At 68.0% G+C, this 26252-nt stretch carries 2 protein-coding genes (1 of these 2 only partly in view); both read left to right on the top strand.

The features are described 5' to 3' along the window. Positions 1 to 115: 115 nt before the first annotated feature. The gene (locus tag C6Y44_RS18240; RefSeq protein ID WP_192378506.1) at positions 116 to 21094 is read left to right on the top strand and encodes a non-ribosomal peptide synthase/polyketide synthase; all 20979 of its coding nucleotides are present in this window, start codon (positions 116 to 118) and stop codon (positions 21092 to 21094) included. 141 nt (positions 21095 to 21235) lie between these two features. Then, on the top strand, positions 21236 to 26252 hold the beginning of the coding sequence (locus tag C6Y44_RS18235) for a non-ribosomal peptide synthase/polyketide synthase (protein WP_159417801.1). It continues 24566 nt past the right edge of the window; only the first 5017 of its 29583 coding nucleotides appear in the window; its start codon is at positions 21236 to 21238; the stop codon falls past the right edge of the window.

The following is a 26252-nucleotide window of genomic DNA, read 5'->3' as shown; positions in this document are numbered from 1 at the left end:
CGCCCGACCACGCCGTAACGATCCTCACCTGCTCAGCAGATAAACCGAGAGGGTTGTGCGCTGCGCAAGCTACCGCCGATGGGGGATTGCGCGACGGTGAGAGAAAGGTTGGGGATTGGACTCGCTGGGTAACGGCGGATCGGAAGCGGGGAACTCGCGGGGCGTCGTGCCGCCCGGTGCCTTTCCGCTCTCGCCGGCACAGCTGGGAATGTGGTTCGCCCAGCACGTCGACCCGACGGTGCCCGCCAACATCGCTCAGTACGTCGAACTCGAGGGCGACCTCGACCTCGACCTGCTGCACGCCGCGAGCGTCCGCGCCGCCCGCGAGATGGGATCGGGTTTCCTCCGGTTCATCGAGGTCGACGCCCAGCCCTACCAGCTCGTCGATCCCACCCTCGACGACTCCGTCGGCTACGAGGACCTGCGGGGCGAACCCGACCCCCGTCAGGCCGCCCTCGACTGGATGCGCGACGACCGCAGCCGCCCCGTCGACGTCCTCCGCGACCGGCTGATCTCCGCGACGGTCCTGCGCATCGGTGACCGTCGTTACTTCTGGTACAACCGCGTCCACCATCTCGCGCTCGACGGTTTCGCCGCCGCGACCTTCATGACCCGCATCGCCGAGCTCTACACGGCGTCGGTCGACGACGTCGAACCGTCCCCGAGCCTCGCGTCCGATCTGCGCAAGGTCTACGACGTCGAGATGGAGTACCGCGGATCGAAGCGGTTCGCCGACGACCGCGAGTACTGGGCGCAGCAGATCGAGGGCATCGAGGAGCCCACGAGCCTCGCCGGCCGCACCGCGGCGCCCGCGCCGGTCAGCCGCATCGACAGCGCGGCGTTGTCGGACGGGACCGAACGCCGTGTCGAGCAGCTGTCCGAGCGGGAGAACACGAGCCTCGCGACCGCCGTCATCGCGGCGTTCGCGGCCTACGTCGCCCAGATGACCGGGCAGACCGACGTCGTCCTGAGCCTGCCCGTCGCGGCTCGCACGACCGCCCTGTTGCGCCGCTCCGGCAGCATGGTCTCGAACGTCGTCCCGCTCCGGCTGAGCGTGACCGACGAGACCACCGTGCACGACCTCATCGCGGCGTCGGGTGCTGCCGTCTCGGGCGCGCTGCGCCACCAGCGCTACCGGCACGAGGACATCGTCCGCGACCGCGCCGCGACCTCCGCGGGTGGAGCACAGTCCACCTTCTTCGGGCCGTGGGTCAACATCATGCTGTTCGACAACGAGGTCCGACTCGGCGACATGGTGGGACGGATCAACATCCTGTCGACCGGTCTGATCGAGGATCTCGGCGTCAATGTCTACACCAGCGGCGACAACACCCACATCGACTTCGAGTCGAACCCGAATCTCTACGGACCCGATCGGGCCGCCTCCGACCACGCGCGGTTCGTCGAGTTCTTCGACCGCTTCGTCGGTTCGGCTTCCGACCGGCCCGTCTGGGACATCCCGCTCGCCGGCGGCACCGAACTCGACCGGGTCGTCCGTGACTGGAACCGCACCGACCATCCCGTGCATCGCCGTGACCTGCTCGCGGAGTTCCACGACCGGGTCGCGACCTCCCCCGAGGCAACCGCGCTGGTCTTCGAAGGCGAATCGCTGACCTACGCCGAATTCGCCGCGCGGGTGAACAGCCTCGCCCGGGCACTGGTCGGTCTCGGTGTCGGTCCCGAGTCCCTCGTCGGCCTGTCGATCCGACGCTCGCTCGAGCTCGTCGTCGGCATGTACGCGATCGTCGAGGCGGGTGGCGCCTGGGTGCCGATCGACCCCGACCACCCGGCCGATCGCACCGCCTACATCCTCGAGACCGCCCGCCCCGCGGCGGTGCTCACCACGGCACGCGACGACGTGACGCTGCCCGAAGGCATCCCCACGATCGACGTCGACACCTTCGACCACTCGCGGTTCGGCACGACGCCGCTCACCGACGCCGAACGACGCGGACCGATCCTGCCGGACACGACCGCCTACGTCATCTTCACCTCCGGTTCGACGGGCCGACCGAAGGGCGTGGCCGTGAGCCACGTGGCGATCGACAACCAGATCCAGTGGATGAACGACCAGTACGGTCTGACCTCCACCGACGTGTACCTGCAGAAGACCGCGACGACCTTCGACGTGTCGCTGTGGGGCTTCTTCATGCCCCTGCGCGTCGGCGCGACCCTCGTGATCGCGACACCCGACGGACACCGCGACCCGGTCTACGTGGCGAACAAGATAGCCGAGCACGGCGTCACGATCACCGACTTCGTGCCGTCGATGCTCACCGTCTTCGTCGCGAACGCGCCTGCGGGAACGTGTGATTCGCTGCGCCACGTCTTCGTCATCGGTGAGGCCCTGCCGTCCGAGACCGCCGCGGACTTCGCGCGGATGTGCCCGGCCGGGCTCCACAACCTGTACGGCCCCACCGAAGCGGCGGTCTCCATCACCTACCACCGGGCAGCTCCCGGCGACGTGCACAGCGTCCCGATCGGCGTCCCGCAGTGGAACAGCCGCGCATACGTCCTCGACCGGCGGCTGCGTCCGGTGCCGGTGGGCCGCCCCGGCGAGCTGTACCTCGCCGGAATCCAGCTCGCGCGCGGGTATCTCGACCGTCCCGACCTGACCTCCGACCGTTTCCTCGCCGATCCCTTCGGGGCGCCCGGCGAGCGGATGTACCGCACCGGCGACCTGGTGCGGTGGGAGACCGCCGCCGACGGCACGGGTCTGCTCGAATACATCGGCCGCACCGACTTCCAGGTCAAGTTCCGCGGCCAGCGCATCGAACTCGGCGAGATCGAAGCGGTGCTCCTCGCGCACCCCGCGGTCTCGCAGGCCGTCGTGCTCGTGGTGGCGACCCCCACCGGCGACCAGCTCGTGGGGTACGTCGTCGCGGCTCCCGGCCGCACCATCGACACCTCCGATCTCGCCGACCACGCCGGCCGGTCGCTGCCGTCGTACATGGTTCCGGCGTCGCTCATGGTGCTCGACGCGCTGCCGCTCAACACGAGCGGCAAGCTCGACCGGAAGGCGTTGCCGGAGCCGGTCTTCAGCAGCACCCGCATCTTCCGTGAGCCGCGCACTCCCGCCGAGCGTGCCGTCGCCGAAGCGTTCGGCGAGGTCCTCGGTGTCGAACGTGTCGGTCTCGACGACGACTTCTTCGAACTCGGCGGCAACTCCCTCGTCGCCACTCAGGTGGTCTCCCGCATCGGAGCCGCGCTCGACACCCAGGTGCCCGTGCGCGTGCTGTTCGAGGCGTCCACCGTCGTGGGTCTCGCGACCCGGCTCGCCAAGCAGATCGGTACCGGCGCGCGGTCCCCGCTCGTCGCTCGGCCGCGACCCGACGTGCTGCCGTTGTCGACTGCGCAGCAAAGACTGTGGTTCCTGAATCGGTTCGACCCTTCGAGTGCGTTGTACAACCTGCCGTTCGCAATCCGGATGCAGGGGCCTTTCGACGAAGTCGCGCTCCACGCGGCACTGTACGACTTGATTTCCCGCCACGAAATTCTGCGTACTCTCTTCGTCGATGTCGACGGATCCCCGCAGCAGCGTGTACTTTCTCCGGACGAGATCGACCTGGAGTCGAAGCCGCGAGATGTAGCAGCCTCCGCGCTCGAGGCGGAGATGGCATCGCTCGCGTCTAGAGGATTCGACCTCACGCTCGAGGTACCGATCCGAACATCCGTCCTGAGGACTGCGCCGAACGAGCACGTATTGATCATCGTGCTCCACCACATCGCCGCCGACGGTGCATCCTTCGAGCCCCTTGGACGAGACCTCCTGGCTGCCTACGGTGCGAGGAGCGGCGCTGCAGAGCCCGACCTCCCCCGCCTCTCTCTGCAGTACGCCGACTACACCCTGTGGCACTGGGAACTCCTCGGATCCGAGAACGACCCGGCATCAGTCGCAAGTCGCGAACTGGCGTTCTGGGAGCGGACTCTTTCCGATCTGCCCGAACAACTCGACCTTCCGTTCGATCGGAGTCGGCCGGAGACGCCTACGAACCGGGGTGCACGCCTCTCGTTCGATCTCGGGCCCGACCTGGTACAGGGCGTACGCTCACTGGCGCGTGGCCACGGTGTGACGCCGTTCATGGTCCTGCATGCTGCCTTTGCCGTACTTCTGTGTCGGCTCTCAGGAACCCGCGACATCGCGATCGGGACTCCGGTTTCCGGCCGGGACGACGAGCAACTCGATGACTTGATCGGCATGTTCGTCAACACACTCGTTCTTCGCTCGGATGTCGACGATCGCAGTACCTTCGAGGATTTGCTACTCCACGTTCGGGATGTGGACAGTGCAGCATATGCACATGCGAATCTCCCGTTCGAACGGCTGGTCGACCTTCTGAGTCCGACACGCTCTGCGGCGCGCCACCCGTTGTTCCAGGTTGTCCTTGCGGTGGATCTCACACCGGAGATACCCACGGCTCGTCTCGGCGAAATAGATGTTGATGCAACCGAGATCGAGATCGGGACAGCCAAGTTCGACCTGCAATTGACCGTGCCGGACGTTCATCACAGCAATACCGGATCCACCCATCGCGCTGTCTTCGAGTACGCGGTAGATCTGTTCGACGAAGCCACGATTGCCGGATTCGCGAAGCAGTTCCTGCGCATCCTTCGAGCGGTCGTGGACAACCCGTCGGTCGTGGTCGGTGATGTCGAGATTCTCGATGATGTCGAGCGGGAGTTGGTTGTCTCGCGGTGGAATTCGTTGGGTGCTGATGTGGCGCCGGCGGATGTGACGTTGGTGGATCTGTTCGAGCGGCAGGTCTCGGGGCGTGGCGATGCGGTGGCGGTGCGGTTCGGTGACGAGCAGTTGTCCTATCGTGAACTCGGTGCGCGGGTGCACCGCCTGGCACGTCATCTCATCGATGTCGGTGCCGGACCGGAGGATCTGGTCGCGGTCGCGATGCCGCGCTCGCTCGATCTGATCGTGGCGCTGTTGGCGGTGCTCGAGGCCGGTGCCGGTTATCTGCCGATCGACCCGAACTCGCCGGCCGACCGGATCGAGTTCCTGGTCTCGGACGCGACGCCGGTCGCGGTCGTGACCACTTCGGGCGTCGAGGTGGCGTTCCCTGTCTCGGTGCCGGTCGTCGAGATCGACCGTCTGGATTTGTCGGAGGTCGACGACGCACCGATTCTCGACGCGGAGCGTCGTGCCCCGCTGACGTCGACGAATCTGGCGTACGTGATCTACACGTCGGGGTCGACCGGGCGTCCGAAGGGTGTGCTGATCCCGCATCGCAATGTGGTGCGGCTGATGGTCAACACCGAATCGGTGTACGGCTTCGACTCGTCGGATGTGTGGACGATGTTCCACAGCTATGCCTTCGACTTCTCGGTGTGGGAGCTGTGGGGGCCGCTGCTCTACGGCGGAACCCTCGTGGTCGTCGACTACTTCACGTCGCGTTCGCCGGAAGCCTTCCGCGAGTTGCTGATCCGCGAGCGGGTCACCGTGCTCAACCAGACCCCGTCGGCGTTCTACCAGCTGGTCGAGGCCGATCGGGTGGCGGCCGACGAGGCACAGTTGTCGCTGCGGTACGTGATCTTCGGTGGTGAGGCACTCGAGCCACGGCGTCTGGCCGGGTGGTTCGAGCGTCACGGGGATGCGGGGCGAGCGCAGCGACGGGGGATCGGCACAGCTCCTCGCCTGGTGAACATGTACGGCATCACGGAGACGACCGTGCACGTGTCGTACCGGGAGATCGGTGCCGAGCTGGCGCAGGGCGCGTCCGCGAGTGTGGTCGGTGTGCCGATCGCGGGTCTGCGGGTGTACGTGCTCGACCGGCGGCTCAAGCCGGTGCCGGTGGGTGTGGCCGGCGAGATGTACGTCGGCGGAGGCCAGTTGGCGCGGGGTTACCTGCGCCGTCCGGAGTTGTCGGCGGCACGTTTCGTCGCCGATCCGTTCTCGTCCGACGGTGCGTTGCTGTACCGGACGGGTGACGTCGCACGCTGGGTCGTCTCGGGTGATCTCGAATATCTCGGGCGCGCCGACGACCAGGTGAAGATCCGTGGTTTCCGCATCGAGCTCGGTGAGGTCGAGGCTGCGGTGCTCGCGCAGGACGAGGTCGCGCACGCGGCGGTGATCGTACGCGAGGACACCCCGGGGGCGGCGCGGATCGTCGCCTATGTGGTTGCGCATGAGGGTATGTCGATCGACACCGAGGCGCTGCGCAGCGGTGTCGCGGTGGTTCTGCCGGAGTACATGGTGCCTTCGGCGTTCGTGGTGATCGATGCGATCCCGCTGACGGTCAACGGCAAGCTCGATCGGCGGGCGTTGCCCGAGCCGGTGTTCGAGACGCGTGGTTTCCGCGCGCCGAGCACCCCGATCGAGGAGATCGTGGCGGGTGTGTTCGCCGATGTGCTTGGTGTCGACCGGATCGGTGCCGATGACGATTTCTTCGCGCTCGGTGGCAACTCGCTGATCGCGACGCAGGTGGTTTCCCGGCTCGGTGCCGCGCTCGATGCGCAGGTGCCGGTGCGGGCGTTGTTCGAGGCGTCCACCGTCGCCTCGCTTGCAGTGAGGGTCGAGCAGGAGTCCGGTCGCGGCGCTCGGGTGCCGCTCACGGCCCGGACCCGGCCGGAGTCGATCCCGCTGTCGCTGGCGCAGCAGCGGATGTGGTTCCTCAACCAGTTCGATTCACAGTCGGCCACCTATAACCTTCCGATGGCCCTGAGGCTCACAGGCGAGCTGGACGTTGCGGCTCTACAGGTGTCGATCATGGATGTGATCGATCGGCACGAATCGTTGCGCACCGTCTACCCCGATTCCTCGGACGGCCCGCATCAGGTGATTCGTGCTGCGGCGGAGGTTGTCCCGGATTTGACTCCCACACGGATCGCTCACAACGAATTGCCATGGGCGGTTCGCCGTCTGGCCTCGACGGGGCTGGATGTGACGTCGGATGTACCGATACGGGCCGAGTTGTTCGAACTCGGGGACGACGAGCACGTCCTGGCGTTGGTCGTGAACCATATCTCGGCCGACGGCTGGTCCACGGGCCCGATGGCGCGCGACATCATGGTTGCCTACACCGCCCGCACCGAGTGGGAGGCGCCTTCATGGGCGCCTCTACCGGTGCAGTACGCCGACTACACGTTGTGGCAGCGCGACGTCCTCGGCTCCGAGGACGATCCGCAGTCCTTGATCTCCCGACAGCTCGACTACTGGCGCCGTGCCCTCGCCGGCATGCCCGACCAGCTGGATCTGCCGGCCGACCGTCCGCGACCGGCGATGCAGTCGTACTCCGGTGCGACCGTAGACTTCTCGATCGATCCGGAGTTGCACCGCGAGCTCGTGACGCTCGCGCGCATCCGCAATGCGTCGCTGTTCATGGTGGTACACGCGGCCCTGAGCGTCCTGCTCGCGCGGATGTCCGGTCAGGACGACATCGCGATCGGTACACCCGTCGCAGGTCGCGGGGAGCAGGCACTCGACGATCTGATCGGCATGTTCGTCAACACGCTCGTGCTGCGTACGGCGGTCGATTCGGGCACGCCGTTCACTGCGCATCTCGCACGGGCGCGCGACGCGGCGCTCGGTGCTTTCGGCCACGCCGACGTGCCGTTCGAACGGCTCGTCGAGGTGCTCAACCCGGCCCGCTCCACCGCCCGACACCCGCTGTTCCAGGTGCTGCTCTCGTTCGAGAACCTTCGGGCTGGGCACGTCGAACTACGTGGACTCACGCTCGACGTGCTCGACATCGACACTGCGGTCGCCAAGTTCGATCTCCAGCTCACCCTCACCGAGGACTTCGCGGAGGACGGCACGCCCGACGGTCTGGGTGCGTCGTTCAGCTATGCGACCGACCTGTTCGATCGCGCGACGGTGCGCAGATTCGCCGATCGCTTCGTCCGCATCCTCGAGGCAGTGGTGCGCGAGCCGGAGGTCGTCGTCGGCGACATCGACCTGCTCGACGCCGACGAGCGTCTCGCGGTCCTCGAATCGTGGAACGACACCGCGCACGAGATGGAACCGGCCACTCTCGTCGACCTGTTCGACACCCGCGTGGCGAGAGATCCCGACGCCGTGGCTGTGGCCTTCGAGGGCGAGCATCTGACCTACGCGGACTTCGACGCACGCGTGAACCGCCTTGCCCGCCATCTGATCTCGCAGGGTGTCGGGCCGGAGTCGACCGTCGGGCTCGCCGTACGTCGCTCCCTCGACCTCCTCGTCGGCATGTACGCGATCGTCAAAGCCGGCGGCGCCTACCTGCCGCTCGACCCCGATCAGCCCGCCGACCGCAACGCGTACATCCTCGACACGGCGGCGCCGGTCGCGGTGCTGACCACCACCCGCGACGCCTTCGGGTCGACCGCGGCCGCGCACACGATCGAGATCGACACGCTCGATGTGTCCGACCTGCCGTCCGGCCCGATCACCGACGCCGATCGCATCGCCACGCTCACGCCGGCGAACACCGCCTACGTCATCTTCACGTCCGGTTCGACGGGACGACCCAAGGGCGTCGCGGTGCCGCACGGCGCGATCGTCAACCGCCTGCTGTGGATGCAGGACGAGTACGGCCTCACCCGCGACGACGCGGTGCTGCAGAAGACGCCGTTCACCTTCGACGTGTCGGTGTGGGAGTTCTTCTGGCCCCTGCAGATCGGTGCGCGACTCGAGATCGCACTTCCCGACGGTCATCGGGACCCGGCCTATCTCGCCCGGGTCATGGCCGACCGCGGCGTCACGGTCGCGCACTTCGTGCCGTCCATGCTCGCGGTCTTCGTCGCCGAGAACGCCGCGGCTTCGGCCTCGTCGTTGCGAATGGTCTTCGCCTCGGGTGAGGCCCTGCCCGCCTCGGTCGCCGCACGCCTGCGGTCGATCCTGCCGGGCGCTCGCCTGCACAACCTGTACGGCCCCACCGAGGCGGCCGTCGACGTGACCTACCACGAGGTCACCGCGGCCGACGCGGTGTCGGTGCCGATCGGCATCCCGGTCTGGAACACCGGCGTCCACGTCCTCGACGGCCGACTGCATCCGGTGCCGGTCGGTGTCGCGGGTGAGCTCTACCTGTCGGGTGTCCAGCTGGCGCGCGGTTACGTGGCGCGGCCGGACCTGACGGCGGAACGCTTCGTCGCTTCGCCGTACGGGGCTGGAGAGAGGCTCTACCGCACGGGCGATCTCGTGCGGTGGGTCGCCCGGGAGGCCTCCGACGCACGCACGGCGCGTGCCGAACTCGAATACATCGGCCGCACCGACTTCCAGGTCAAGCTGCGCGGTCTGCGCATCGAACTCGGCGAGATCGAGACGGCCTTACTCGATCTCGCCGATATCGACCAAGCTGTGGTGCTCGTACGCACCGACGGGAACGCCGGGGAGCAACTTGTCGCCTACCTCGTGCCGGTCGCGGGTACGACGGTGGATACCGCTGTGGTGTCACGGAGCCTGGGGGCTCGTCTTCCCGCCTATATGGTTCCGACTGCATACGTGGTGCTCGATACACTTCCGCTGGGAGTGTCGGGCAAGCTCGACCGCAAGGCGCTTCCGGCCCCTGTTGTCGAGACCAAGGAGTTCCGCGCCCCCACGACATCCATCGAGCACACCGTCGCCGCGGTCTTCGCCGATCTGCTCGGTCTGGAACGAGTCGGTCTCGACGACGACTTCTTCGCGCTCGGTGGCAACTCTCTGATCGCGACGCAGGCGGTCTCGCGGCTCGGCGAATCCCTCGGTGGACGTGTGCCGTTGCGCGAGATCTTCGAAGCGTCCACAGTCGAGGCTCTCGCAGCGACTATCGAGAAGAACGCCTCCGAAGCGCACCGGATTCCGTTGCTCGCTGGACCGCGACCCGAGCGGGTGCCGCTGTCGCTGGCGCAGCAACGGATGTGGTTCCTGAACCGATTCGACCCGGAGTCGGCGGTCAACAACATTCCCGTCGCAGTGCACCTCACCGGCATCCTGGACGTGACGGCACTCGAAACCGCCCTGCGTGACGTGATCGCACGGCACGAGTCGCTGCGCACCGTTTATCCGGACGTCGACGGTTACGGCTACCAGAAGATACTTCCGGTGTCAGAGGTTCCGGTCACGCTGACCGTCACCGCGATCGAGGCGGATCGCCTGCCCGCGGAACTGAGGGTAGTTGCGGCAACGAGTTTCGATGTCGTTCAGGATGTACCGATGGTGGTTCGGCTCTTCCGGACCGGTCCTGAATCGCATGTCCTTGTCGCAGTTCTGCACCATATTGCTGCGGACGGGTTCTCGATGATTCCGCTCACCCGGGACATCATGACTGCATATGCCGCGAGATCGAAAGGTGACGCTCCGGCGTGGCCTCCGCTCGAGGTGCAGTATGCCGACTACTCGCTGTGGCAGCGTGAGGTCCTCGGTTCGGAGGATGACCCCGAGTCGCTCTTCACGCAACAAGTGCGTTATTGGACGGAAGTTCTCGAAGATCTACCCGACAGCCTTCCGCTCCCCACGGACCGTCCCCGAAGCGAACGTTCGTCCGAGACGGGTGCGACGTACAGTTTCACCGTCGATGCCCGCATCCGGTCAGGAATCGACGAGTTGGCGCGCGAGACCGGTACGACCGCTTTCATGGTGATCCATGCAGCTCTCGCAGTGTTGCTGTCCCGCCTTTCCTCCACTGAAGACATCGCGATCGGCACGCCGATCGCGGGTCGCGGTGCGACTGCGCTCGACGACTTGGTCGGCATGTTCGTCAACACGCTCGTGTTGCGTACCCGTACGGATCCGTCGGTTCCCTTCGACGAATTTCTCACCCAGGTGAGAAATGTGGACCTCGGTGCCTTCGGGCACACGGAGCTTCCGTTCGAGCGTCTGGTGGATGTGCTCGCTCCCGTCCGCACGCAGGCTCACACCCCGTTGTTCCAGGTCATGCTCGCTTTCCAGAATGTCGGCGATGCAGAGTTGGAGCTGCCAGGCCTGAGTGCTCAACCTGTTCCTCTCGAGAACCAGATCGCCAAGTTCGATCTGTTGTTCACAGCACTCGAATCGTTCTCCGGGCAGCACGACGAGACCGGTACTCAATTCGAGATCACTTATTCCGTCGACCTGTTCGACGCTGACTCCATTGAGAAACTGGCACGCCAGTTCGTGTCCCTCCTGAGCGGAGTGGTCGCGAAGCCTCAGATGCCGATCGGTGATGTCGAGATTCTCGATGATGTCGAGCGGGAGTTGGTTGTCTCGCGGTGGAATTCGTTGGGTGCTGATGTGGCGCCGGCGGATGTGACGTTGGTGGATCTGTTCGAGCGGCAGGTCTCGGGGCGTGGCGATGCGGTGGCGGTGCGGTTCGGTGACGAGCAGTTGTCCTATCGTGAACTCGGTGCGCGGGTGCACCGCCTGGCACGTCATCTCATCGATGTCGGTGCCGGACCGGAGGATCTGGTCGCGGTCGCGATGCCGCGCTCGCTCGATCTGATCGTGGCGCTGTTGGCGGTGCTCGAGGCCGGTGCCGGTTATCTGCCGATCGACCCGAACTCGCCGGCCGACCGGATCGAGTTCCTGGTCTCGGACGCGACGCCGGTCGCGGTCGTGACCACTTCGGGCGTCGAGGTGGCGTTCCCTGTCTCGGTGCCGGTCGTCGAGATCGACCGTCTGGATTTGTCGGAGGTCGACGACGCACCGATTCTCGACGCGGAGCGTCGTGCCCCGCTGACGTCGACGAATCTGGCGTACGTGATCTACACGTCGGGGTCGACCGGGCGTCCGAAGGGTGTGCTGATCCCGCATCGCAATGTGGTGCGGCTGATGGTCAACACCGAATCGGTGTACGGCTTCGACTCGTCGGATGTGTGGACGATGTTCCACAGCTATGCCTTCGACTTCTCGGTGTGGGAGCTGTGGGGGCCGCTGCTCTACGGCGGAACCCTCGTGGTCGTCGACTACTTCACGTCGCGTTCGCCGGAAGCCTTCCGCGAGTTGCTGATCCGCGAGCGGGTCACCGTGCTCAACCAGACCCCGTCGGCGTTCTACCAGCTGGTCGAGGCCGATCGGGTGGCGGCCGACGAGGCACAGTTGTCGCTGCGGTACGTGATCTTCGGTGGTGAGGCACTCGAGCCACGGCGTCTGGCCGGGTGGTTCGAGCGTCACGGCGACACTTCTCCGCGGTTGGTGAACATGTACGGCATCACGGAGACGACCGTGCACGTGTCGTACCGGGAGATCGGTGCCGAGCTGGCGCAGGGCGCGTCCGCGAGTGTGGTCGGTGTGCCGATTGCGGGTCTGCGGGTGTACGTGCTCGACCGGCGGCTCAAGCCGGTGCCGGTGGGTGTGGCCGGTGAGATGTACGTCGGCGGAGGTCAGTTGGCGCGGGGTTACCTGCGCCGTCCGGAGTTGTCGGCGGCACGTTTCGTCGCCGATCCGTTCTCGTCCGATGGTGCGTTGCTGTACCGGACGGGTGACGTCGCACGCTGGGTCGTCTCGGGTGATCTCGAATATCTCGGGCGCGCCGACGACCAGGTGAAGATCCGTGGTTTCCGCATCGAGCTCGGTGAGGTCGAGGCTGCGGTGCTCGCGCAGGACGAGGTCGCGCACGCGGCGGTGATCGTACGCGAGGACACTCCGGGGGCGGCGCGGATCGTCGCTTATGTGGTTGCGCATGAGGGTATGTCGATCGATACCGAGGCGCTGCGCAGCGGTGTCGCGGTGGTTCTGCCGGAGTACATGGTGCCTTCGGCGTTCGTGGTGATCGATGCGATCCCGCTGACGGTCAACGGCAAGCTCGATCGGCGGGCGTTGCCCGAGCCGGTGTTCGAGACGCGTGGTTTCCGCGCGCCGAGCACCCCGATCGAGGAGATCGTGGCGGGTGTGTTCGCCGATGTGCTTGGTGTCGACCGGATCGGTGCCGATGACGATTTCTTCGCGCTCGGTGGCAACTCGCTGATCGCGACGCAGGTGGTTTCCCGGCTCGGTGCCGCGCTCGATGCGCAGGTGCCGGTGCGGGCGTTGTTCGAGGCGTCCACCGTCGCGGAACTCGCGACACGGGTCGAGCAGGAGTCCGGTCGCGGCGCTCGGGTGCCGCTCACGGCCCGGACCCGGCCGGAGTCGATCCCGCTGTCGCTGGCGCAGCAGCGGATGTGGTTCCTCAACCGGTTCGATCCGGCCTCCGCGGCGAACAACATCCCCGTCGGTGTTCGCCTCACCGGGGACCTCGACGTCGACGCGCTGCGCGCCGCGCTCGGCGACGTCGTCGAGCGGCACGAGTCGCTGCGGACGGTCTACCCGGACATCGACGGCGTCGGCCACCAGTCGGTGCAGCCGCCCTACGCGGTGGAGCTGCCCGTCGAGCGGGTCGCCGAGAGCAGCCTGTTCGAGCGGGCGGAGCAGCTCACCTCGGCTGGCTTCGACGTCACGAGCGAGGTGCCGCTGCGGGTCGTGCTGTTCTCGCTCGGCGCACGCGAGCACGTGCTGTTCCTCGTGGTCCACCACATCGCATCCGATGGTTTCTCGCTGCGGCCGCTTGCGCGCGACATCATGGTCGCCTACGCGAACCGTTCGCGCGGGGAGGCCCCGAACTGGGCGCCGCTCGAGGTGCAGTACGCCGATTACGCGTTGTGGCAGCGCGACGTCCTCGGCTCCGAGGACGATCCGCGTTCGGTGCTCTCGCGCCAGGTGGAGTACTGGACCGCGCAGCTGGCGGACCTTCCCGACCAGCTCGACCTGCCGTCGGATCGTGCTCGCCCCGAGGTCGCGTCGAACACCGGACGCACCAGCCGGTTCCGTATCGAACCCGAGCTGCACTCGGCGCTGGAAAACCTTGCCCGGGAGCGGAACACGTCCCTGTTCATGGTCGTGCACGCGGCGCTGGCGGTGCTGCTGGCGCGACTGTCCGACAGCGAGGACATCGCGATCGGCACCCCGATCGCGGGTCGCGGCGCGGCCGCCCTCGACGACCTCGTCGGCATGTTCGTCAACACGCTCGTGCTGCGTGTCGGTGTGCGCAACGACATCCGGTTCCAGGACCTCCTCGCCGAGGTGCGCGACACCGACCTCGACGCCTTCGCGAACGCCGACGTCCCGTTCGAGCGGCTCGTGGAGATCCTCGACCCGCAGCGCTCGCAGGCGCGTCACCCGCTGTTCCAGGTGGCCCTGACCTTCCAGAACACCGGCCGGGTCGAGTTCGACCTCGACGGCGTCACCGCCGCGGCGGTCGACTACGAGGCGCCCACCGCCAAGTTCGACCTGCAGTTCACCTTCGCCGAGACCGTCGGCGAGGACGGTTCGGCGGCCGGTATGGACTTCGCCGTCACCTACGCGACCGACCTGTTCGACGACCTGCGGGTCGCGGCGTTCGCGGAGCAGCTCCTGCGCATCCTGCGCGGGGTGGCCGAGGATCCGGCGGCGGTGGTCGGCGACATCGAGATCGTCGACGACTTCGAACGCGAACTGGTCGTCTCGCGTTGGAACTCGCTGGGCGACGACGTCGCACCGGCCGGCACGACACTCGTCGACATGTTCGAGGCGCGCGTCGTCGAACGCGGCGATGCGGTGGCGGTGCGGTTCGGTGACGAGCAGTTGTCCTATCGTGAACTCGGTGCGCGGGTGCACCGCCTGGCACGTCATCTCATCGATGTCGGTGCCGGACCGGAGGATCTGGTCGCGGTCGCGATGCCGCGCTCGCTCGATCTGATCGTGGCGCTGTTGGCGGTGCTCGAGGCCGGTGCCGGTTATCTGCCGATCGACCCGAACTCGCCGGCCGACCGGATCGAGTTCCTGGTCTCGGACGCGACGCCGGTCGCGGTCGTGACCACTTCGGGCGTCGAGGTGGCGTTCCCTGTCTCGGTGCCGGTCGTCGAGATCGACCGTCTGGATTTGTCGGAGGTCGACGACGCACCGATTCTCGACGCGGAGCGTCGTGCCCCGCTGACGTCGACGAATCTGGCGTACGTGATCTACACGTCGGGGTCGACCGGGCGTCCGAAGGGTGTGCTGATCCCGCATCGCAATGTGGTGCGGCTGATGGTCAACACCGAATCGGTGTACGGCTTCGACTCGTCGGATGTGTGGACGATGTTCCACAGCTATGCCTTCGACTTCTCGGTGTGGGAGCTGTGGGGGCCGCTGCTCTACGGCGGAACCCTCGTGGTCGTCGACTACTTCACGTCGCGTTCGCCGGAAGCCTTCCGCGAGTTGCTGATCCGCGAGCGGGTCACCGTGCTCAACCAGACCCCGTCGGCGTTCTACCAGCTGGTCGAGGCCGATCGGGTGGCGGCCGACGAGGCACAGTTGTCGCTGCGGTACGTGATCTTCGGTGGTGAGGCACTCGAGCCACGGCGTCTGGCCGGGTGGTTCGAGCGTCACGGGGATGCGGGGCGAGCGCAGCGACGGGGGATCGGCACAGCTCCTCGCCTGGTGAACATGTACGGCATCACGGAGACGACCGTGCACGTGTCGTACCGGGAGATCGGTGCCGAGCTGGCGCAGGGCGCGTCCGCGAGTGTGGTCGGTGTGCCGATCGCGGGTCTGCGGGTGTACGTGCTCGACCGGCGGCTCAAGCCGGTGCCGGTGGGTGTGGCCGGCGAGATGTACGTCGGCGGAGGCCAGTTGGCGCGGGGTTACCTGCGCCGTCCGGAGTTGTCGGCGGCACGTTTCGTCGCCGATCCGTTCTCGTCCGACGGTGCGTTGCTGTACCGGACGGGTGACGTCGCACGCTGGGTCGTCTCGGGTGATCTCGAATATCTCGGGCGCGCCGACGACCAGGTGAAGATCCGTGGTTTCCGCATCGAGCTCGGTGAGGTCGAGGCTGCGGTGCTCGCGCAGGACGAGGTCGCGCACGCGGCGGTGATCGTACGCGAGGACACTCCGGGGGCGGCGCGGATCGTCGCTTATGTGGTTGCGCATGAGGGTATGTCGATCGATACCGAGGCGCTGCGCAGCGGTGTCGCGGTGGTTCTGCCGGAGTACATGGTGCCTTCGGCGTTCGTGGTGATCGATGCGATCCCGCTGACGGTCAACGGCAAGCTCGATCGGCGGGCGTTGCCCGAGCCGGTGTTCGAGACGCGTGGTTTCCGCGCGCCGAGCACCCCGATCGAGGAGATCGTGGCGGGTGTGTTCGCCGATGTGCTTGGTGTCGACCGGATCGGTGCCGATGACGATTTCTTCGCGCTCGGTGGCAACTCGCTGATCGCGACGCAGGTGGTTTCCCGGCTCGGTGCCGCGCTCGATGCGCAGGTGCCGGTGCGGGCGTTGTTCGAGGCGTCCACCGTCGCGGAACTCGCGACACGGGTCGAGCAGGAGTCCGGTCGCGGCGCTCGGGTGCCGCTCACGGCCCGGACCCGGCCGGAGTCGATCCCGCTGTCGCTGGCGCAGCAGCGGATGTGGTTCCTCAACCGGTTCGATCCCGACTCGACGGCCTACAACATCCCGTTCGCGTTGCGGATGACGGGCGCACTGGACGTCGACGCCTTGCGTGCCGCGGTCGCAGACCTCGTCGCACGGCACGAGTCCCTGCGCACCGTCTACCCCGAGACCGAATCCGGTCCGGTGCAGCGCATCCTGCCTGCCTCTCAGGTTCGGCCCGAGCTCGAACCGGTGGACGTCACCGCCGCCGGTCTCGAACCGCGGATGCGGGAGATCGCCGCGGCCGGCTTCGACGTCACCGTCGACGTGCCGGTGCGGATGCATCTGCTTCGCGTCGCCGACGACGATCACGTCCTCGTCACCGTGGTCCACCACATCAGCGCCGACGGCTCGTCGATGGTGCCGCTGGTCCGCGATGTGATGACGGCCTACGCCGCCCGGTCCGCGGACAGCGATCCGGCGTGGGCGCCGCTCGAGGTGCAGTACGCCGACTTCGCGCTGTGGCAGCGGGAGGTCCTCGGCTCCGAGGACGATCCGGAGTCCACCGCCGCCGAGCAGCTCGGCTACTGGCGCACTGCGCTCGCCGACCTGCCCGACCAGCTCGACCTGCCGCTCGACCGTCCGCGGCCCGCGCAGCAGAGTTTCCGCGGCGACCGCGTGGAGTTCACCATCGGCGCCGATCTGCACCGGGAGCTGCGCGACCTGGCGCGCAACCGGAACGCGACCGTGTTCATGGCCGTGCACGCGGCCTTCGCGGCGTTGCTCGCGCGCCTGTCCGGCTCGACGGACATCGCGGTGGGCACCCCCATCGCAGGTCGCACCGAGCAGGCCACCGAGGACATCATCGGCATGTTCGTCAACACGCTGGTGCTCCGGCTGGAGGTCGACGGTGGTGCGTCCTTCGACGAACTGCTGTCCGCGGCACGGGAAACCGATCTGCAGGCCTTCGCGCACGCGGACGTGCCGTTCGAACGTCTCGTCGAGGTCCTGAACCCCGCCCGCTCGACGGCCCGGCACCCGCTGTTCCAGGTCGGCTTCTCGTTCCAGAACCAGAGCCGCTCCGAACTCGCCCTGCCCGGTCTCGACATCGAACCGATCGATCTCGAGGGCGGCACCGCCCAGTTCGACATGCACCTGATCGTCGCCGACAGCTACGGCGACGAAGGCGCGCCGCAGGGCATCGACGCGATCCTCACCTACGCGACGGATCTGTTCGACCGCGAGACCGCGGAAGCCGTCGCGGCCCGGTTCGAGCAGCTGCTCGAAGCGCTCGTCGAGTCGCCGGCACTGCCCGTCGGCGATCACGCGTTGCTCCTGCCGCAGGAGCGCGACGCGGTGCTCGGCGCATGGAACGACACCGCTCACGGAATCGACACCGGGGCGACCCTCGTCGGTCTGTTCGACGAGCAGGTCTCCGCACACCGCGACGACGTCGCGCTCGTGTACGAGGGCCGGCAGTGGACCTACGGCGAGTTCGATTCGTCTGTCAACCGTCTCGCCCGGCACCTGCTGGGTCTCGGTGTGGGACCGGAGGATCGGGTCGCGCTGGCGATCCGTCGTTCGCCCGAGCTGCTCGTGGGCATGTACGCGATCGCGAAGACCGGCGCGGCCTACGTGCCGGTCGACCCGGACCAGCCCGCCGAGCGCAACACCTACATCCTCGACACGGCCGCTCCCGTCGCGATCGTCACGACGAGTGGCGATCGGGTCGAGCACGGCACCGCGCCGGTCGTCGAACTCGACCGTCTCGACCTCGCCGGGCTTCCGGACGACCCGATCACCGACGGCGACCGGCCCGCTCCGCTGCGGCAGGGCAACACGGCGTACGTGATCTTCACGTCGGGTTCGACCGGACGCCCCAAGGGTGTCGCGGTCTCCCACGCCGCGATCGTCAACCAGTTGCTGTGGAAGCGTGAGCATTTCGGCATCGGGTCCGACGACGCGGTGCTGCTCAAGACCGTCGCGACGTTCGACCTGTCGGTGTGGGAGTTCTGGTCGGCGCTCACTTCCGGTGCCCGCCTGGTGATCGCCACCGCCGACGGACACCGCGATCCCGACTACCTGCTCACGCTGCTGCGCGACGAGCAGGTGACCACGCTGCACACCGTTCCGTCCATGCTGTCGATGCTGATGACGGTCGCGGCCGGTCCGGTGGCGCCGTCGCTGCGGCGGATACTCGCGATCGGTGAGGCGCTGCCCGCGGCGGTGGCCCAGCAGTTCCGCGCGGACAACACTGCGACGCTGTACAACCTCTACGGGCCGACAGAGGCTGCGGTCTCGGTGACCGTCCACGAGGTCGACGACGCCGACCGCACCGTCGTCCCGATCGGTGTGCCCGAGTGGAACACGGCCGTCTACGTCCTCGACGACCGGTTGCGGCCGGTGGCTCCGGGCGTCGCCGGCGAGCTGTACCTCGCGGGTGCCCAGCTCGCGCGGGGCTACCACGACCGTCCCGATCTCACCGCGGACCGGTTCGTCGCCGACCCGTACGGGCGCGGACGCATGTACCGCACGGGCGACATCGTCCGGTGGAACCGTGCCGGTCGCCTCGAATACCTCGACCGGGCCGACTTCCAGGTCAAGGTGCGCGGTTACCGCATCGAACTCGGCGAGGTCGAGACCGTCCTGCGCGAGCTGCCCGACGTGAAGGACGTCGCCGTCCTGGTGCGCAACACCGCCCACCTCGGCGACCGTCTCGTCGCCTACGTCGTGCCGGCCACCGACGCGTTCGACTCCGGTGCGACACGGACGGCGCTCGCGGAGCGACTACCGTCGTACATGGTGCCGTCGGTCTTCGTCGAACTCGACGCGCTGCCGCTGAACACCAACGGCAAGCTCGACCGGCGGGCCCTGCCCAACCCCGAACTCGACGCGGGGCAGTTCCGCGCCCCGACCGATCCCGTCGAGGAGATCGTGGCCGCGACCGTCGCCGAACTGCTCGGTGTCGAGCGGGCCGGTCTCGACGACGACTTCTTCGAACTCGGTGGCAACTCGCTGCTCGCGACGCAGCTCGCCGCCCGGCTCGGTGCCGCACTCGACACCCGCGTGCCGGTCCGGACCGTCTTCGAATCGTCCACGGTGGCCGCGCTCGCCGCCCGCATCCGCCCGTCGGTGGGCGAGGGTGCCCGTCCGGCGCTCACGACCGTCCCGCGCCCAGAGCAGGTGCCGCTCTCGCTCGCACAGCAGCGCATGTGGACCCTGAACCGGGTCGATCCCGAATCGGGTGTCTACAACATCCCCGTCGCCGTGCGCCTGACCGGTGCGCTCGACGTGGACGCCCTGCGCGCAGCGGTCGCCGACCTGTTCGCCCGGCACGAGGTGCTGCGCACCGTCTACCCGGACAGCGGGGACGGTCCGGTGCAGGTCGTGTTGCCGGTCGCGCAGGCCGTGCCCGAGCTCGCCCCGGTGGACGTGACCACCGACGAGCTCGTCGACCGCCTCACCGAGGTCCTCGGCAGCGGATTCGACGTGACGGCATCGGTCCCGCCGGTGCGGGTCGCGCTGCTACGTCTCGCCGCGGACGAGCACGTCCTCGCGGTCGTGGCGCACCACATCAGCGCCGACGGGTACTCGATGCGTCCGCTCGTGCGCGACGTGATGACCGCCTATCTCGCGCACGCCGCGGGGGAGACCCCGGGCTGGGAACCGCTCGAGGTCCAGTACGCCGACTACACGCTGTGGCAGCAGAGCATCCTCGGCTCCGAGGACGATCCCGAGAGCGAGCTGTCGCGTCAGCTCGACTACTGGGCCGACGAACTCTCCGGTGTCCCGGAGGTTCTCGCCCTGCCCACGGATCGTCCGCGTCCCGCCCGCCAGTCCACCGTCGGTGAGTCGTTCACCTTCACGATCGGTGAGGAACTCGCGCAGCGCATCGAGAAGACCGCCCGCGAGCACAACGCGACGGTCTTCATGACGATGCACGCCGCCTTCGCGGTGTTGCTCGCCCGACTGTCGGGCAGCGAGGACATCGCGGTGGGTACACCGACCGCCGGTCGTGGGGAGGAAGCACTCGACGACCTCGTCGGCATGTTCGTCAACACCCTCGTGCTCCGCACCCGGGTGGCCGGCTCGGCGACCTTCGCGGAGCTGCTCGCACAGGCCAAGGAGAAGGACCTCGCGGCGTTCGGCAACGCCGACGTGCCGTTCGAGCGGGTCGTCGAACGTCTCGGTGTGCGACGCAACAGCGCGTACACCCCGCTGTTCCAGGCGATGCTCACCTTCCAGAACATCGACACGGGCACCTTCGCCCTGCCGGGGCTCGAGGTGGCCGCGCTCGAGACGGGCGCCGACCAGGCGAAGTTCGACCTGCAGTGCACGGTGGTCGAACGGTTCTCCGAGTCGGGAGCGCTGACCGCGCTCGATGTGACCTTCACCTACGCCACGGCACTGTTCGACGCCGCGACGGTCGAGGCCTTCGGCGATCGCTTCGTCCGGATCCTCGAGGCCGTCAGCGCCGACCCGCAGGTCGTCCTCCGGTCGATCGATATCCGCACGGATGCCGAGCGGGCGCGGGCGGTCCGGCCGAAGAAGGCGCGCACCGTCGCCGATCTGCCGGCACTCGTGGCGGCAGCGGCCGCCGTGGCCCCGGACACCGTCGCCTTCCGGCACGGTGAGCGCGAGGTCACACTCGGCGAGTTCGCCCAGCGTCTGGACACCATGGCCACCACGACCGGCGGTGCGCTCACCGCCGAAGCGCTCGTGTCGGTGGTTTTGAACGGCCTCGTACCGGGGATGCTGCCTCAACTCGGCGCCGACGGTCTCGCACAGTTGGTGCGCGATGTGATCGCTGTCGCGGAAGGCGCCGATGCCGATGCGGTGGGAGACGCGGATTAGTCCTGTGTCGGTCACTTCGGGATAATGGAAGATCGGCTGTCGTTCGACTGCCCGGCCAGTACGGTGCCGGGTGGCAGCGGGGGGCGGTGTCGCGTGCACAGCGTGATGCCGAGCGCAGGTTATTTCAGGAGGCTGACGTAGATGACGGGTGACATGGCGGGCAAGCCGGCGCTGGCGATCGAGGACCTTCCCCGGTTGCTCGCCGCCGTCGCGGAGATCGAACCCGACCGCGTCGCCCTCACCGACGGTGACACCCGAATCGGCTACGCGCGCCTGCGCGACGAGATCGCCACGCTCGACACCGCCATGGGCGGTGCGCTCGGTTTCGACGCGCTGTTCCCGGTCGTCCTGTCGAACATCGCGCCCGCTCTGCTGGGTGCTCCGGGTCTCGCGGGCGTGGTCGACGCCCTGCTGGCCGACGCCGTCGAGGTGCTCGGCGACGATGCGGCAGCACCGGTCACGGTCGATCCCGACACACTCGTAGCGCGTTTCGACGCCCAGGTGGCGCGGACCCCCGATGCGGTCGCACTCGAGTTCGACGGGCAGGCCCTGACCTACCGCGAATTCGACGCCGGCGCCAACCGTCTCGCACGTCACCTCATCGGTCTCGGTGTGGGCCCCGACGCACGTGTCGGTCTCGCTGTCCGCCGATCGTTCGACCTGCTGCTCGGCATGTACGCAATCGTCAAGGCCGGCGGCGCCTACGTGCCGCTCGACCCCGACCACCCGGCCGACCGCCTCGCCTACGTCCTCGAGATCGCCGAGCCGATCGCCGTCGTCACCACCGAACGCGACGCCGTAGATCTCCCCGGTTCCGTCCCTGCCCTGACGATCGACACCCTCGACCTGTCCGAGATATCGGACGAGCCGATCACTCCGGAGGAGCGCGGTGGCGCGCTCACGGCCGATCACCTCGCCTATGTCATCTTCACGTCGGGTTCGACGGGACGACCCAAGGGCGTCGCCGTCGAGCACCGGGCGATCGTCGCGAACATCGACTGGCGTCAGGCCGAGTACGGCATGCGCGCCGACGACGTGGTGCTGCAGAAGACGCCGTTCACCTTCGACGTGTCGGTCTGGGAGTTCTTCTGGCCCCTGCAGGTGGGCGCCCGCCTCACGATCGCCGTGCCCGACGGGCACCGCGACCCGGCCTACCTCGCGCAGACGATGATCGAACGCGGCGTGACGATCGCGCACTTCGTGCCGTCGATGCTCGCCGTCTACCTCACCGAGCCCACCGCCGCGTCGGTGAGCACACTCCGCTACGTCTTCGCGTCCGGTGAGGCGCTGCCCCCGCAGACCGTCGCCCGCTTCTACGAGATCTCCTCGGCGCGTCTGCACAACCTCTACGGTCCCACCGAGGCCGCGGTCGACGTCACCTATTTCGCGACCTCCGCCGACGACACCGTCGTGCCGATCGGTGCCGCCGTGGCCGACACCGGTCTCTACGTCCTCGACGAGGGTCTGCGCCCCGTCCCGGACGGTGTCGAGGGCGAGCTCTACCTCGCGGGCGTCCAGCTCGCGCGCGGCTATCTCCGTCGCCCCGATCTGACCTCCGATCGCTTCGTCGCCGACCCGTTCGGCGAGCCCGGCGACCGCATGTACCGCACCGGAGACCTCGTGAAGACGAACGAGGACGGGCAGATCGAGTACATCGGCCGCACCGACTTCCAGGTGAAGCTGCGCGGTCTGCGCATCGAACTCGGCGAGATCGAATCGGCGCTGCTCGACCACCCGGGTGTGCGGCAGTCGGTCGTCGTCGTACACTCCGACCCCGCGCTCGGCGACCACCTCGTCGCCTATCTCGTCACCGACGGTCGCGACATCGAACGGTCCGAGCTCGCCGACGCCGTGCGCCGGCGCCTGCCCGACTACATGGTGCCGTCGCTGTTCGTCGAACTCGACGAGTTCCCGCTCGGCGGCAGCGGCAAGCTCGACCGGAAGGCCTTGCCCGCACCGGATTTCAGCTCCCTGCAGCGCGAATACCGCGCGCCGTCGACGGCGACCGAGCACGCCGTCGTCGCCGCTTTCGAGCAGGTCCTCGGCATCGAGCAGCTCGGTGTCGACGACGACTTCTTCGAACTCGGCGGCAACTCCCTGAGCGCGACGCGGGTCGTCGCGCGGCTCAGCGCCGATCACAAGGTCCGCATCGACGTCCGCGAGTTCTTCGACGCCCCGACGGCGGCCGAACTCGCCTCGCTCGTCGACGCCGCCATGGCCTCGGGTGGCGACGGACGCGCACCGCTGGTCCCGCAGGTGCGTCCGGAACTGGTGCCGTTGTCGCTCGCGCAGCAGCGGATGTGGTTCCTCAACCGCTTCGAGCCCGAATCGGCAGTCAACAACATCCCCGTGGCGATCCGCCTGTCGGGGGCACTCGACGCGGCGGCCCTGCAAGCCGCGGTGACCGACGTGCTCGGCCGGCACGAGTCGCTGCGGATGATCTACCCGGACGTCGACGGTGTGGGCTACCAGCAGGTGCTGCCGGTGGACGAGGTGGTGCCCGACCTGACGCCGGTCCCGGTGGCCGAGTCCGATCTGATCGCCCGGGCCACCGAGATCGTCGGCACCGGCTTCGACGTGACGACGCAGGTCCCCTTCCGGGCCAGGCTGTTCGCCGTCACCGAGACCGGGACCGCGGCCGAGCACGTGCTGGTGCTGGTCGTGCACCACATCGCCTCCGACGGTTTCTCGATGGGTCCGCTGACCCGCGACGTCGTGACGGCCTACGCCGCACGCGTCTCGGGCGACGCCCCGCAGTGGGAACCGCTCGCGGTGCAGTACGCCGACTTCGCCATCTGGCAGCGGGAGGTGCTCGGCTCGGAGGACGATCCGGAGTCGATCATCTCCTCGCAGGTCGCGTTCTGGCGGGAGACCCTCGCGGGTCTGCCCGAGCAGCTCGATCTGCCGGCCGACCGTCCGCGACCGGCCGTCGCGAGCTACCGCGGTGCCTCGCACCGGTTCGTCCTGGACTCCGAACTCCGTTCCGCCGTCCGCGATCTCGCCCGGCGCACCTCCACCACCGAGTTCATGGTCGTGCACGCGGCACTGGCGGTGCTGCTGGCGCGTCTGTCGGGCACCGACGACATCGCGATCGGCACTCCGGTGGCCGGTCGTGGCGACGCGGCGCTCGACGATCTGGTGGGCATGTTCGTCAACACCCTCGTGCTGCGCACCCGGGTGGAGGGCGGCGAGTCGTTCGAACAGGTGCTCGGACAGGTGCGCGGCGCCGACCTCGAAGCGTTCGGGCAGGCCGACCTGCCGTTCGAGCGGCTCGTCGAGATCATCGACCCCGAACGGTCGACGGCACGGCACCCACTGTTCCAGGTGCTCCTCGCGTTCCAGAACCTCGACGCAGACTCCCTCGAACTGCCCGGCCTGACCGTCTCGGCGCTCGACGTCGACGCGGCACTCGCGAAGTTCGACCTGCAGGTCACCGTCTCGGACGACGCCACCGCCGAGGGCTATCTCGTCGACCTCACCTATGCCACCGATCTGTTCGACGCCCGGACGATGGAGTCCTTCGCCGAGCGCCTGACCCGGATCCTCACCGCGGTCGTGACCGAACCCGCACTCCCGGTCGGTGATGTCGCGCTGCTCGACGATGCCGAGCGCACCGATGTGCTCGCCACGTGGAACGCCACCGAGCACGCACTCGGCGACGCCGGGACCCTCGTCGATCTGTTCGCCGAGCAGGTACGGCGGTCGCCGGATGCGGTCGCGGTGGAGTTCGAGGGCGAGTCGCTGACCTACGGCGAGTTCTCCGAGCGTGTGAACCGTCTTGCACGACACCTGATCTCGATGGGTGTCGGGCCGGAGTCCTCGGTGGGTCTGGCGATGCGCCGCTCGCTGGATCTGCTCGTCGGTATGTACGCGGTCGTCACGGCCGGTGGTGCCTACGTGCCGATCGATCCGGATCAGCCCGAGGATCGCAACGGTTACATCCTCGACACGGCCGCGCCCGTGGTGGTGCTGACCACCGAGCGCGACGGATTCTCCGTGCCGGTCACGGCATCGGTGCCGTCGCTCGCGATCGACACCCTCGACCTGTCCGCGACACCGGCCGAGCCGGTCACCGACGCCGACCGCGTCGCGCCGTTGCGGCCGTCGAACACCGCGTACTCGATCTTCACCTCCGGTTCGACGGGACGCCCGAAGGGTGTGGCGGTCGCCCATGCCTCGGTCGTCAACCAGATCCGGTGGATCACCACCGAATACGGGATCGGCCCCGACGATGTGGTGCTGCAGAAGACCCCGTTCACCTTCGACGTGTCGGTGTGGGAACTCTTCGGCACCCTCGCCGTCGGTGCGCGCATGGTGATCGCGGTCCCGGACGGGCACCGCGACCCCGCCTATCTCGGCACCGTCATCCGCGAGCGCGCGGTGACGGCGACCTCCTTCGTCCCGTCGATGCTCGCGGTGTTCGCCGCGTCGGTGTCGTCCGACGAGTGCGCGTCGCTGCGCACCGTGCTCGTCGCCGGTGAGGCCTTCCCGCTGTCGGTGGCCGAGCAGTTCTCCCGGAGCAGCGACGCCGAGCTCCACAACCTCTACGGCCCCACCGAGGCCACGGTGCACGCCACCGCCCGCCCGGTCGCAGGAACGACGGGTGGTTCCGTCGCGATGGGTGCTCCGGTGTGGAACACCCGCGCCTACGTGCTCGACTCGCGACTGTCGCCGGTTCCCGCCGGTGTCGTGGGTGAGCTGTATCTCGCGGGTGTGCAGGTGGCGCGCGGTTACGTCGGCCGCCCCGATCTGACCGCCGAGCGTTTCGTCGCCTCGCCCTTCGGCGAGGGTGAGCGTCTGTACCGCACGGGCGACCTCGTGCGCTGGAGCAACGACCGCAGCGGAGATCTCGAGTATCTCGGCCGCACCGACTTCCAGGTCAAGCTCCGCGGTCTGCGTATCGAGTTGGGAGAGATCGAGACCGCGCTGCTCGACCACACCGGGGTGTCGCAGGCCGCCGCGCAGGTGCGCCGCGATCAGCTCGTCGCCTACGTGGTTCCGGCCCCGAACACGACCTTCGACCGCGACGGCGCGCAGGCCGCGCTGGGCGCGGTGCTCCCGGCCTACATGGTGCCGTCGCAGTTCGTGGTCCTCGACGAGATGCCGCTCGGCAGTTCGGGCAAGGTCGACCGGAAGGCGCTGCCCGACCCGGTCTTCG

The organism is Rhodococcus rhodochrous (assembly GCF_014854695.1).
In the GTDB taxonomy this organism is placed as follows: domain Bacteria; phylum Actinomycetota; class Actinomycetes; order Mycobacteriales; family Mycobacteriaceae; genus Rhodococcus.
Note: the sequence above shows the minus strand (reverse complement) of the source record. Positions and strands in the feature narration are given on the sequence as shown.